13 protein-coding genes are annotated in these 12,876 nt (G+C 51.4%); 3 read left to right on the forward strand and 10 right to left on the reverse strand.

Annotation, left to right across the window (positions count from 1 at the left end):
* Positions 1-13 precede the first annotated feature (13 nt).
* Genes rsmA through J1836_RS15270 form a run of 3 tightly spaced genes read right to left on the reverse strand, consistent with a single transcriptional unit; the run spans position 14 to position 3,467 of the window.
* Positions 14-802, reverse strand: a complete 789-nt coding sequence (rsmA, locus tag J1836_RS15260) for a 16S rRNA (adenine(1518)-N(6)/adenine(1519)-N(6))-dimethyltransferase RsmA (protein ID WP_242632873.1) — start codon at positions 800-802, stop codon at positions 14-16.
* Positions 802-3,036: an OmpA family protein gene (locus tag J1836_RS15265; RefSeq protein WP_207251996.1), complete on the reverse strand. Its 2,235-nt coding sequence runs from the start codon at positions 3,034-3,036 to the stop codon at positions 802-804. The genes rsmA and J1836_RS15265 overlap by 1 nt, the downstream gene beginning before the upstream one ends.
* 20 nt (positions 3,037-3,056) lie before the next feature.
* Positions 3,057-3,467, reverse strand: a complete 411-nt coding sequence (locus J1836_RS15270; protein ID WP_207251997.1) for a hypothetical protein — start codon at positions 3,465-3,467, stop codon at positions 3,057-3,059.
* Between the two features lie 294 nt (positions 3,468-3,761).
* On the opposite strand from J1836_RS15270, the gene J1836_RS15275 reads away from it, so the two are divergent.
* Positions 3,762-6,794: an Ig-like domain-containing protein gene (locus J1836_RS15275; RefSeq protein WP_207251998.1), complete on the forward strand. Its 3,033-nt coding sequence runs from the start codon at positions 3,762-3,764 to the stop codon at positions 6,792-6,794.
* 62 nt (positions 6,795-6,856) lie between these two features.
* On the opposite strand, the gene ubiB is transcribed toward J1836_RS15275, so the two are convergent.
* Genes ubiB through J1836_RS15300 form a run of 5 tightly spaced genes read right to left on the reverse strand, consistent with a single transcriptional unit; the run spans position 6,857 to position 10,858 of the window.
* On the reverse strand, positions 6,857-8,428 hold the full coding sequence (gene ubiB / locus J1836_RS15280; protein ID WP_207251999.1) for a ubiquinone biosynthesis regulatory protein kinase UbiB: 1,572 nt from the start codon (positions 8,426-8,428) through the stop codon (positions 6,857-6,859).
* Between the two features lie 33 nt (positions 8,429-8,461).
* Positions 8,462-9,031 carry a DUF2058 domain-containing protein gene (locus J1836_RS15285; RefSeq protein ID WP_207252000.1) on the reverse strand — a complete coding sequence of 190 codons (570 nt, stop codon included), beginning with the start codon at positions 9,029-9,031 and terminating at the stop codon, positions 8,462-8,464.
* Positions 9,032-9,054: 23 nt separating this feature from the next.
* Positions 9,055-10,179 (reverse strand): acylphosphatase, encoded by a 1,125-nt coding sequence (locus J1836_RS15290; protein ID WP_207252001.1) that lies wholly within the window; start codon positions 10,177-10,179, stop codon positions 9,055-9,057.
* A 15-nt stretch (positions 10,180-10,194) separates the two neighbouring features.
* A complete protein-coding gene (locus J1836_RS15295) occupies positions 10,195-10,638 on the reverse strand; it encodes a PIN domain-containing protein (RefSeq protein ID WP_207252002.1) in 444 nt (147 codons plus the stop codon).
* The gene (locus tag J1836_RS15300; protein WP_207252003.1) at positions 10,628-10,858 is read right to left on the reverse strand and encodes a hypothetical protein; all 231 of its coding nucleotides are present in this window, start codon (positions 10,856-10,858) and stop codon (positions 10,628-10,630) included. The genes J1836_RS15295 and J1836_RS15300 overlap by 11 nt, the downstream gene beginning before the upstream one ends.
* Before the next feature lie 151 nt (positions 10,859-11,009).
* On the opposite strand from J1836_RS15300, the gene J1836_RS15305 reads away from it, so the two are divergent.
* Positions 11,010-11,711 carry a response regulator gene (locus tag J1836_RS15305; protein WP_207252004.1) on the forward strand — a complete coding sequence of 234 codons (702 nt, stop codon included), beginning with the start codon at positions 11,010-11,012 and terminating at the stop codon, positions 11,709-11,711.
* A gap of 22 nt (positions 11,712-11,733) precedes the next feature.
* Positions 11,734-12,165: an HD domain-containing protein gene (locus J1836_RS15310; RefSeq protein ID WP_207252005.1), complete on the forward strand. Its 432-nt coding sequence runs from the start codon at positions 11,734-11,736 to the stop codon at positions 12,163-12,165.
* Between the two features lie 51 nt (positions 12,166-12,216).
* Here J1836_RS15310 and J1836_RS15315 read toward each other — a convergent pair whose 3' ends face one another.
* Together J1836_RS15315 and J1836_RS15320 are read right to left on the reverse strand one after the other, a co-directional pair.
* On the reverse strand, positions 12,217-12,480 hold the full coding sequence (locus J1836_RS15315) for an RNA recognition motif domain-containing protein (protein ID WP_207252006.1): 264 nt from the start codon (positions 12,478-12,480) through the stop codon (positions 12,217-12,219).
* Positions 12,481-12,622: 142 nt separating this feature from the next.
* Positions 12,623-12,826 carry a cold-shock protein gene (locus J1836_RS15320; RefSeq protein WP_207252007.1) on the reverse strand — a complete coding sequence of 68 codons (204 nt, stop codon included), beginning with the start codon at positions 12,824-12,826 and terminating at the stop codon, positions 12,623-12,625.
* Positions 12,827-12,876 lie beyond the last annotated feature (50 nt).

The following is a 12,876-nucleotide window of genomic DNA, read 5'->3' on the forward strand; positions in this document are numbered from 1 at the left end:
CAGGGGGCTTATGTCATGCAGTTAGCAAATTCGCCAAATTAACAAAATCCTCGACCGATAGCGTTTCCGCCCGACGCACCGGATCTATCCCCACACTTTCAATCTGCTCCACCGTCAGCAAGCCTTTCAGCGTATTGCGCAAGGTTTTGCGGCGTTGCGAAAACGCTTGCAGCACCAACTTGCCGAATTGCTCGGTGTCATTGGCAATATACGGGGGCGTTGCCCACGGTTTCAAATACACCACCGCCGAATCAACTTTGGGCGGCGGAGTAAATGCACCGGGGCCAATCTTCAGCAAATAATGCGGTTCGCAATAGTATTGCACCATCACCGAGAGCCGCCCGTAATCGGAACTATCCGGCTCGGCGGTGAGGCGATCCACGACTTCCTTTTGCAGCATGAACAGCATGTCGCGGATGTGCGCTCGATGTTCTAGAAAGTGGAAAATCAGCGGCGTGGAAATGTTGTAGGGCAAGTTACCGATAATCCGTAGTGTGTCACCGTCGCCACGCAACGCTGGAATGTCCAGCTTGAGCGCGTCTTGGGCGTGGATGTGCAATTTACCGATGCCTTGCGGTTGTTCTTGCCACCACGCAATCACGTCACGGTCGATTTCGACCACATCGAGACGCGGCAGTAATTCCAGCAGCGGGAAGGTGAGTGCGCCGGGGCCGGGGCCGATTTCGACCACATGATCCGTGGGTTGCAGGTTAACAGCACGGAGCATGTTGTCGATGACGTTGCGGTCATGCAAAAAATGCTGACCGAAACGTTTTTTGGCGTGTTGTTGGTATTGGCTCACTATTGTCCTAATATTTTCAGTTCGACGCGGCGATTTTGCGCTTTGCCGTCGGGCGTGGCGTTGTCAGCCAGCGGTACGTTGGGGCCGTAACCTTTGGCACTGAGCAACCCGGCTTTTGCGCCTTTTTCCACGAGGTATTTCATGACCGTTTCGGCACGGGCTTGGGAGAGCTTTTCATTGGCGATTTTGTTGCCGCTGCTATCGGTATGACCGCCTACCTCAATAGTGAGGTCGGGGTGTTTTTTCAGGGTATCGGCAGCTTCATCCAGAATGGGCGAGGATGCCGCCGTGAGGATAGCAGAACCCGTTTCAAACATGACGCCTTTGAGGTTGATGTTTTCGGTTTTGGAACAGCCGACCGGGTTTACGTCAGCAGCAGCGGCAGTATCGGGGCAAAGATCGGCATCGTCAGCAATACCGTCTTGGTCGGCGTCGGCGTCGGCGATGGCGTCACAGCCTTTGTCGTCAACTTTCACGCCTTCTTTGGTGTCAAGGCACTTGTCAGACTCGTCGATTACGCCGTCTTTATCGCCATCGGGAGGTGGTAAGTCGCAACCTTTGTCGTCAACTTTCACGCCTTCTTTGGTGTCAAGGCACTTGTCAGACTCGTCGATTACGCCGTCTTTGTCACCATCCGGTGGCGGTAAGTCGCAGCCTTTATCGTCCACTTTCGTGCCTTCTTTGGTGTCAAGGCACTTGTCGGTAGCGTCGATGATGCCGTCTTTATCATCATCAGGCGGTGGTAAGTCGCAACCTTTGTCGCCAACTTTCACGCCTTCCTTCGTATCGGGGCACTTATCGGCAGCGTCGATCACACCATCTTTGTCGCCGTCAGGTGGCGGCAAATCGCAACCCTTGTCGTCGACTTTGGTGTCATCCTTGGTGGTGGGGCATTGGTCAGCAGCGTCGACAATGCCGTCTTTATCGCCATCGGGAGGTGGCAAGTCGCAGCCATTTTCGTCAACTTTTACGCCCGCAGCCGTGGTTGGGCAGCGGTCTTTATCATCGGTAAGGCCGTCGCTGTCAGCGTCTTTCGGGAGTTCGCAACCTGCTGGATCAACGGTTATGCCCGCCGCCGTCGTAGGGCATTTGTCCAGTTTGTCGGGAATGCCGTCCGCATCGCTGTCCTTGGTCTCGTTTTCCAAGGTGCTGATCAATTGTTGCTTTTCGTTGGCTAATTGTTCTTTTTCAGCCGTTAATTGCTGCTGTACGCTGGTTAATTGTTCTTTTTCAGTCGTTAATTGCTGCTGTACGCTGGTTAATTGTTCCTTCTCAGCCGTTAATTGCTGTTTTTCGGTTTCGAGTGAGGCGAAATTTTGGCGCAATTGGGCAAATTGTTGGGAGACTTCGGCAACGGCGGAAACTTGTTGTCCCATATTGTTGACTTTGCTTTCTAGCTCGCCTTTTTCTGCTTTGCAGCTTTCCAGATCAGCTTTTTTGACGCTATCGGCTAATTCACCTTTTAGGGTGTTCAGTTGGTTTTCTAGCTCACCTTTGCCTTTGTCCGCGTCGTCTAATTGTTTGCGCAGGTCAGCAATGGTTTTTTCTTGTAATGACAGGGTTTCTTTGGTTTTACCTTCCAGCGTGGTTTGTTGTTCGCGCAGGCTTTTAAGCCCTTGATTCAGCGCATCCATTTGCTGGGTATTGGCGGTATTTTGGTTGGCTGTTTGTGCTGCTGTGGTTTGCTGGGTGGCGCTGGGGCTAGCCATAGCATAGTTACCAGTGCGATAGCCCAGATTCGGCCAGTTAAAATTGGGGATGGTGGGCATCATCATCGGGGGTGGCGCGGGCGGTGCCATCATCTGCCCGGGTAAGAAGTATTGTGCGGGGTTGTAATAATATTGTTGTATACCGCTGCCATAGGGTTGGGTGTAATAGGTCGTTTGCGGCTGGGCATAGCGGTAGGTGGTGGCTGCCGTTGGGTTAATGGCGGTGGTGGCGATGTTCGTGGTGGCAGTGGCGGTATCAGCTTGCGGATAAACGTAAATGCCTGCTGCACTATTGCCGGTGGTAGTGCTGGTGCTGGTTTGCGGGTAAACGTAAGTACCCGTACTGCTACCCGTGGTATGCGTCGTGGTCGTTTGTTGAGCCGTTGGGTTGATGGCATTGCTAGTTGTATTGCTGGTTTGGTTGTCGGGCGGTAGCATCATGGGGTCAGGAAATTGGGGTGTTTCCGCGTGAGCAGTCGCTGACAGTGCAGACAGCACGGTTAGGCTAGCAATCAATTTGTGCATGGAATGAGCCTCTCTCATGTTTATTTTCCACCAATGGATAGGTCACGGCGTGCTGCCGAAATAGTAATGGTGAAACCTGCAATGACATCCAGAAACGCCATGCCAGTTAAAATCAGGAACACAGAATTACCTGCCCAGCCATAAATTAGCCACGCAGTTAAGTAGAAAATTAGCACAAAAGTCGACAGCAAGTGGTCAATAATCGTGGTTTCGGAGGTGCGTGTGGATTTAAACAGCTCAACATACAAACAAGCAACGCCGAGTAAGACCATGAAATCCCCCCATGTGGGTTTCCATAGCGCTCCAGAAGGGAGAGACAGGTGGAATAAAACGTGGTTTAAGCCGCTGGGAAATAAGTTAACTTTGACCGCTAACCAGTAAATGACCAAGATGATGCCGAAGAACGGAACGATTTGTACGACTTTGAACATGATGGGGTTTACGCTCCATTTTATTAACCTTTATAGACACTGCTTATCCTTGCCTTGCTGGCCGCAGGGCTGAAACATTAGTACAGGATGCGGCATGGTATCAAGTATAAACGAAGGGCTTGATTGCGTCAGGCGTAAAACACAAAATCGCACTGTTTCAGCCTGTTGGCTAGGGATGTAGCACCGCGCTGCGTTCGTCGGAATAGTTTGTGGTGCATCTGCGACACAGAATATAGTGACTCTGATCATGTGACCCAATATCCAATAATAAAGGCACGCTGACAGCGAGACATAATGATGAATAACAAAAAAATATTTCCCCCCCAATGGGCTATCCTTCCTCTACTGTTTTGTTCAGCCGCTGTTCTCGCAGGAGACGGTGGTTTGGATGCGCCGTATGGTCAACTGCCTCCACCGCCTGCACACTCTTTGACCTTAGAAGACGAGGCGGCGATTAATGCTGTGCCTGCGCCCATGCCGATGGCAGCTACGCCGGATACAATGCGCCAAGCGCAAGATCTGGGGCAACAAGCAGATGGTTTTCTGGAGGATTCCAGCGAAACGTCCAGCGTGAATACTGGCTATGTGGGCGGCAATACCCGCATCGGCATCGGCGTTGATACCGAACTCAAGGGCAAAGCGGATGTAAGCCACGTTATCCGTGACACTGGCAGCAGTGCCACCATCGGGCAAGGCTATGTCGGCTTTAACCCCAGTGCGGACAAAGCCTTGGGCGAAGAAAGTCTGACGGGTGCAGGCGCTAAATTAAGCCATCACTGGGTATCGGGCGATCCGAATACTGCCACAAGCGTTAACAAAGTATTCGGCGCGTATGACCAAAATGAGTTGAAAGATAAAAAAGCCACGCTGGGGTATGGGCAAGAATCCGAAGCGATGTTCTGGTCAGGTCATATCAGCAAAGGGCTGTCGGAAGCACGCATAGTTGCGCCGGGCATCAACGCAAAAGCCTATGACTTAGGCGTGGGCGGGCGCGTCGGGACGTATTTACCAGACCAGCAAATGCGCGTGCAAGGCGGTTTGGATTATGAATGGGGCACTGATTTTGCGGATAGTGAAACACGCCCCGCGCAAACCACAGTGACGGGCGGCGTGGAAAAGTTTTTCCCTGATACCCCGCACAGTGTCGGTGCTGAAGTGGAAGTGTACAAAAAAGCAGGCGGTGCGGTGGTCGCGGGTAGCTCGGAAGATGCCGAAGCGCGTGGTGGGGTTTCCTACCGTTATGACATTGGCAGCGAAGCCGGTGTGTGGCAGCCAGAACAGCGTTACCGCCGGATTCGTACCGAAATTCCGGGCGAACAAATTAAACAGCCGCCGAAAATCGAGCGCAAGCTGGTTAAGAATACCATGGAGTTGGAATCCGATACCTTCTTCAAACTGGATCGTGCAGAGCTGACGCCTGAAGCCAAAGAGCGTATGAAAGCGGTGATTGGGCAAATTCGTGCGTCGGGTCATGATGGCAATATCCGCATTACGGGGAACACCTGTGACAAGGGTTCTGATGCGCATAATTTGAAATTGTCGGAACGTCGTGCCAATGCGGTGCGTGATTTCATGGTGAAAAATGGTTTTAACGGCAATGAATTGCTAGCACAAGGGTTGGGCGAATCGCAGCCTAAGTACCCGAATACCGATGCGGAAGGTCACAAAAACCGTCGCGTTGATATTGAATACGTCACCTATCAGAACGAATACAAGGATGAGGTGATTGAACAGGGTGGCACGAGCACCACTGACCCGAAAGTGGTGTGGCGTAAAGAATTGATCCCTGAACCACCTCTCTGGGTGCGTCAAGCCTTGCGCAATGTGGCTGACCACAAGCAAAGCGTGGATACCTACACCACCAGTGCAGGTACGGGCGGTAGTGTTTCTCCGAATGCACCAGTGGCAGTGAATGATACGGCAACCACCACCAGCGGTACGCCAGTGAGTATTGCCGTATTGGCAAATGATACTGACCCGAACGGCGATGTATTGAGCATTGTGAGCTTTAACCAAGGCGCAAACGGCTCAGTGACACAGGTCGGCAATGCACTGGTGTATACGTCTGTGGCTGGCTTTACGGGCACGGATACGTTTACCTATGTGATTAAAGATCCTGCTGGTAACCAAAGCACTGCAACGGTAACGGTGAACGTTGGTGCGACTGATCCGAATGCACCGCTTGCTCGCAATGATACGGCAACCACGACCAGCGGTACGCCTGTCAATATTGCGGTGTTGACCAATGATATTGACCCGAATGGCGATGTATTGAGCATTGTGAGTTTTAACCAAGGTTCAGATGGCGCAGTAACACAAGTCGCTAACAATCTGGTGTACACATCGGTGGCGGGTTTTACAGGGACGGATACTTTTACCTACGTGATTAAAGATCCTGCGGGGAATCGCAGTACGGCAACCGTCACGGTTACGGTGGCAAGTACGGGGACTAGCGCGAATCCCCCCATCGCAGCACCGGATCAGGTGGAAACGTTGCAAGATACGGCTGTTACCATCAAGGTACTGGATAATGACAGTGATCTGGATGGCAATACGTTGACGCTGACAGGGGTGGGTGCAGATGCCGCCCACGGCACGGCGATCCGTAGCGGTAATAACGTGATCTATACACCGAATGCTGGATTTGCGGGCGAAGATCAGTTTACCTACACCGTTGCTGACGGCACAGGTAATAGTACTGTTGGGCATGTTTTTGTGAAAATCAACACCCCCGGCGGCAATTTGAAGGCAACCAACGACCTGTACACGGTTAACATGAACAGTAGCGCGAATAGCTTTGATGTCATGTCTAACGATGAATTCCCCACAACGGGTGCAACCGTCACCATCGTGAGCAACGCCAGCAATGGTTCGGCGAGCGTGTCGGGCGGTAAGGTGCTGTATACGCCGAAAACGGGTTATTCCGGTACGGATAAATTGACTTACCGTTTGACGGATAGCCGTGGGTATACGGCGGATGCAGTGATTGACATCACTATCAGCAATACCACCACGCCGAGCAATCTTGCGCCGAAAGACGATTACCTGTTGATTGACTTAAACGATACCGTGACCCGCAAATTATCGGTATTAAGCAATGATACCGGTGATGGCATGGAAATCATTGCCGTCAGTACGCCGCGTTATGGCACGGCTGCGATCAGTGCCGATGGTCAATCCATCAACTTCACCTTGCGTAGCGGCTACTGTGCTGACCATTCCTTCACCTACATCGTGAAAGATAAGTACGGCAATCAGAAGCAAGCAACGGTGGTGATTGACGTGGTGCCTGCGAACCTGACAGACCCGAACGCACCGCCTGCGTAAGATCAAAAGCTCGCACGTTGAGAAAGCCGCTCTGGTAACAGGGCGGCTTTTTTGCGTGAACGTTAACGGTAAGCGTTGAAGACTTGCACCGCAACAAAGACCAGTATGGCGGTGATAATCAAGGTTTGATTAATGCGTTGCGAACGGCGCATTTCTTGGCGCAAGGCTTCGAGTTGCTGCGATTCCCACTGCATTTTGAGCTTTTGCTGGGTGGTTTGCTGCATGATGTCGTGCAACATCGTCGGCATGTACGGCAAGTTTTCGAGGAGTTTGGGCAGGTTGACTTTCACGCCGTTGAACAAGGCGCGGACACCCACTTGCTCATCCATCCAACGTTCAATGAACGGTTTGGCAGTCGACCACAAATCCAGATCAGGGTAAAGCTGCCGCCCTAAACCTTCGATATTCAGCAAGGTTTTTTGCAGCAATACCAATTGCGGCTGTACTTCCATATTAAAGCGCCGTGCTGTTTGGAACAGGCGTAGCAAGAATTGCCCGAAGGAAATGTCTTTAATCGGCAAGTTGAAAATCGGTTCACACACCGAACGAATCGCCGACTCAAATTCATCTACCCGCGTGGTGGGCGGAACCCAGCCGGATTCCACATGCAATTCTGCTACCCGCTTGTAATCGCGCTGGAAAAAGGCGTAGAAATTTTCCGCGAGGTAACGTTTGTCAGCAGGGGAGAGCGTGCCAACGATGCCGAAATCCACCGCGATGTATTGCGGCTCATTAGGATTGGCGGCGTTGACGAAAATATTGCCGGGGTGCATGTCCGCGTGGAAAAAGTTGTGGCGGAACACTTGGGTGAAAAACACTTCCACGCCCAATTCGCCCAGCCGCTTGAAATTGATATTGTGTGTTTTGAGTTGTTCGATGTCGCCGACGGGGATGCCGTAAATCCGCTCCATCACCATCACGTTGGGGTGGGTGTAGTCCCAATAGATTTCCGGTACGTACAGGGTGGTGCTGCCCTCGAAATTGCGGCGGATTTGGCTGGCGTTGGCGGCTTCGCGCATCAAATCGAGTTCGTCGAAAATGGTCTTTTCGTATTCAGCGACGACTTCGACGGGGCGCAAGCGGCGGGCTTCTTTCCAATAGCGTTGCAGCAAACCCGCCATCATGTACATCAGTTCCACGTCTTGGCTGATGGTTTTTTCAATGCCGGGGCGCAACACTTTGACCACCACTTCTTTGCCATCCCACAATTGTGCGGCGTGGACTTGGGCGATGGAGGCGGAGGCCATCGGGTCAGTTTCAAAGCGTTGGAACACTTCGGTGACGGATTTGCCGTAAGCCTTTTCGATCATTTTCCGTGCTTCGATGCTGGAAAACGGCGGCACGCGGTCTTGCAATCGGGTCAATTCGGCGGCGATGTCGTCTGGCAATAAGTCACGGCGTGTGGAGAGCATTTGCCCGAATTTGATGAAAATCGGCCCCAAATCTTCCAGTGCTCGGCGGATGCGCTCCCCGCGTGGGCGGGTTTCTTGCTTGCCCCAATTCCACGGCGATAAGTGGTAGATGAACGCAATCGGGCGCATGAAGGGGAGATTGAGGACGAGTTCATCCAGCCCGTGGCGGATAAAGACACGGTTGATTGTCCACAGGCGAAGGATGCGGGTGAAGGGTTTCATGCAATCAAGCCAAACAGGTGAAAGCGGGGCAGTTTACCACATCAAATCATCGGGGATTTTGTAGTCTGCGTATGGATCGTCTTCTGCCACTGCGGCTTGCTCGGTGCTACCGGTGTTTTGCACCAGAATGCAGGCGGCATCACGTTGGGCAATCTTTTCAGCTACTTGTTTGGGGACGAGTTCGTAGCCGTCGCCCAATTTGACCAGCACGATAATGCCGTAGGCGAGTTGGTCTTGCAGGGTTTTGGTCAGGTAAATCTTTTTGATCTTGCTGCCGTCGGCAAATTGGTAGGCAAGGTCGCCGCGTTTGTGGTCAATGCTGTTGAGGGTAATCAGTTGCTTGATTTGCGCCCTGATCGCTTTGTGTTCGGCTTGTTCGCGCTGGATGCGGTTGAGTTCCTTGGAGCGCTCTGCCTTTTCTTGCAAGACTTTTTCCGCCAGTAATTTGGCTTCATCAACCACGACTTCGCCGCTTTTCTTGGCTTGCTTTTGAGCTTTAGCAGTTTTTTGGTGGGCTTGCTTGCGCTGTTCTTGTTCGATTTTCGCGGCTTTTGCTTTGTCGATCAAGCCAGCATTGAGCAGTTGGTCTTTGAGTGATGCCATGTGGGGATCCATCGGGTAAACAATTATGGCGGAAGTATATCAGATGCGTCCCGTGGTTTCAGAATAGGCAACGGTTCCCACGTAATGAATGGTGTTATGCGCCGTTTGAACCTGCCCAAAGCGTCGTAGTGCATGACATCGAATACGTCCTGAGCTTTGCCGAAATGTTGGTTGGCACGGTGCAAAGAAGTGTAAGCCGGAACGATACCAATATTGTCTTGCGCCAGTAGCCGTTTGCGGATGCCTTCTGGATCGGCGATGGAGATAGGCAGGTTGGCAGCGTGAATCGCTAGCAACATGCGCATTGTTTCCACCATGCGGCTGATGGATTCGCCGCGCAATTCAATCTTGAAACCTTCGCGCTGGTACGGTGGACGTGTAACCGATAGGTTGATGTGGGTGGTATTGCCGCCGCGTTTGATCTCCCAAGGATGCCCGCCGACTTTTTTTAGCAGGTGTTTGCTGTCGATCCAGTCGGCAAATTCTTGTGCGGAATCTGGGTCTATGTCCAGCAGCCCTTCGTGGCGACCATCGGCGTAGCGGGCGTACATTTCCCGCCCAGATAATGATTCATCGACGCTTTCATCCTGACGTTTTCCGGCGATATAGGCGATTTTGCAATAATGGAAATAATCGGTGGCGGTCATGCTGGCAATTGGGGTGTTTGCCTGCCTGTGGAAAAAGCCGGTTTCGACCAGTTGTACCAGCTTTGCGGTGTTAATTTCACCCAGTTCTTGGTCGAGTCGGTAGACATCGGGGAGGGAGGCGCGGATGAGGGCATTGGGGGCGATGCCGTAGCGATAACGTAATGGGTATTCAAGCTGGATTTTTTTGTTGGCTTTTATCCAGTCTTTACGGATGACTTTTAGCCATTGGCGGGCGGCGGTGAGCAGGAATTCCCATGTTGTGTTTCCCGTGGGGCGCGTTGTCTGTTTTACATCCTTGCCCAGTTCGATTTCCAACCCGCCACTGTCGCCGCTGATATGGGTGATGTAGTAGGTTTGCTGATACTGGTTGATGTGCAGGTGATGCCATTTTTCTTGCGGGTCGGGAAACAGGATATTCCATACCCGATCTGTGCTGGAGAGGGTGTAGGCAAAGCTATCCAATTCCGTTACGAAGGTGGAGGTTAGGGTTGTTAGTTCCATCGTGTTGCATTCCTCTCACGTTCCCAGCATGGCAATGTCGGCAAGAAATGGGTTGATAATGGTCATGTTGCCGATTTGTTGTTCGTGCTGCATGTCTTCGCTCAAGACGATGGTGCAATCCTGAATTTGTGCAGCGGAGAGAATTAGCGAGTCCCACCATGAAAAGCGGTGGTGTTCTTGTATTAGCCAAGCGTTTTCCATCACTGTACTGTCCACTGGAATGGGATTCCACAGCAATAGGTTGCGGATGTCTGCTTGTGCTTCGGAGCGGGATAAACCCGGTTTTAGCCGTTGTGTTACCGTGACATAGAACTCATTTAAGGTTTGAAAGCTGATTCTGCCGGAGCGTTGTTGCCAAAGCACAGCGAGCCATTGCAAGGCGATAGCTTGTTTGGCTTCTTCGGATTTATCCCGTGAATAGACCAGAATATTGGTGTCAACGAATACTCTAGCGTTCATAGAGTGATTCCCTGCTAGGGTAACGTTCACCCTTGGGTTTCAATGCTTTAGGGGTACGGGCAAGGAATTGTTGCATGGCTGCTTGATAGCCATTTTCTTCGTGCATACGCCTACGCAGCAGATTGCCTAGCAGTTGCGAAATACTGGTGTTTTGTTTGGCAGCCCATACACGAACCCAGTGGGCGACTTCATCATCGAGGACAACAGTGACATTTTTCATTACACAAACTCCGTGTTACACGAACTCTGTGTTAATGATAACGTATGTACTTCAAGCAGTATAGTGGTTAATGCCTAGCTCGGTATGAGACTATAGTCAACTCAATCCATTGAAAAAAGGGGGGCATATGTCGTCTGGAGCATTACAGTGAATGTATTATTTGAACAAACTTCGATTGGCAATATCAGGGATTATGCTTATCTTTGCTGTTGTTCATACTGTTTGGCCTGATTTGGCAATAGATGCCATTACTTTGGCATTGTTGGGCATTGCAGTCACCCCTTGGCTGGCACCATTGTTCAAGACGATAGAGTTGCCGGGCGGGGTAAAGATTGAGTTTCAAGATACAGAAAAAGTGGCGGAGGCGACCGCTGCCTTAGCTGCCGCTAGTACTGCAAGGTTTGATGGTGCTGTTACACCAGAAATTCAGGCGAGGGAAGCTACCTCTGCCGCTGGGACAGTCATGAAAGCTGTCACAGCCACTAATTTACAACAGGCAAGTCAGTCTGTACTGCTGTGGGTTGACGACAAGCCCAGTAATAATGTGCTTGAACGGCGGGCATTAGAGGCTTTAGGGATAACGTTTGTGTTGGCGACTTCTACGCAAGAAGCATTAGAAAAACTCAAAAATAGCACATTTGGTGCTGTTATATCCGATATGGGGCGAGAAGGTGATGTCGATGCAGGTTACACCTTGCTTGATAGTATGCGGCAGAGAGGAATCAACACGTCCTACATTATTTATGCAGCTTCTCGCTCTCCTGAGCACGTAGTCGAAGCCAGAAAGCATGGTGCGTTAGGTTACACCAATAGACCCGATGAACTCTTTCAACTGGTTATGCAGACTTTGTAGTTTACACAAAGGTTGGTATTTTATGTCCACACTCGAACGCGCTATTGAAATCGCTGCTCGCGCCCACGCAGGTCAACTGGATAAAGCCGGACAGCCGTACATCCTGCATCCGCTACGCTTGATGTTTGGTGTCCAGTCGCCAGCCGAACGCATAACAGCGGTGCTGCATGATGTGGTGGAGGATACATCACTGACGTTCGATGACCTTGCGCGGGAAGGTTTTTCGCCAGACATTATCGAAGCGGTCAGAGCGCTGACAAAACTCGCGGGCGAATCCCGGATTGAAGCAGCCAAGCGTGCGGTTCAGAATCCGATTGCGCGGGCGGTAAAACTCGTGGATGTGGCTGATAATATGGCGCTCAACCGTATAGCAGAACCAACAGCGCGGGATTTGGCACGCTTGCAAGAATACGCGCAAGTGCGTGAAATACTGTTGGCTGGAAATGAGGAATAAGTGGCGGTGGCAGGTGTATACTTGCCAAACCACGCTGGTGTAGATGATCGCTTAGCGCCGTCCGCGACCTTTGGTCTTCGGTTTGTCGTCGGTTACTTTCAATAAATTATCCATGAAGGATTTGCCGCTCAAACCTGCCAGAACTGCCCGCGCTTCGTGACCTTCCATGTCGATTAGAGCGAAACCTTTGCATTTGCCGGTGAAAATATCGCGGGGCATTTCCAGTTTTCGGATAGTGCCGAAGGGTTCGACGAGGGCGCGTAGTTCTTTTTCCGTTGCTTGAGGCGCAATATTGCCGATGAAGACTGTTTTCATGGTGCTGTTCCCGTGAAGTGAGGAGGCGAATGGGCAGGAAGAGGCGTAGTAGCCGCCCAATGAGAAACGGGCTGGCATCCTGATGCCGCGATTAACGGCGGGAGGCCAGCCCGATTACTGAATAAGCGATAGGCTGAAAAGCTTATTGGGGAACGACGTTAGTAGCTTGTGGGCCTTTGTTGCCTTTTTCTACATTGAAGCTGACTGGCTGACCTTCTGCCAAAGTCTTGAAACCTTGGCTTTGGATAGCGCTGACGTGGACGAATACGTCTGGGCCGCCGTCATCTTGAGAAATAAAGCCGAAGCCTTTGGTGTCGTTAAACCATTTTACTTTGCCTGTAGCCATGATAAATTTTCCTTTAAAAACAGGTATATAGATGTTGTATGCTTACAGGT

Source organism: Thiothrix fructosivorans (assembly GCF_017349355.1).
Taxonomy (GTDB): Bacteria; Pseudomonadota; Gammaproteobacteria; order Thiotrichales; family Thiotrichaceae; genus Thiothrix; species Thiothrix fructosivorans.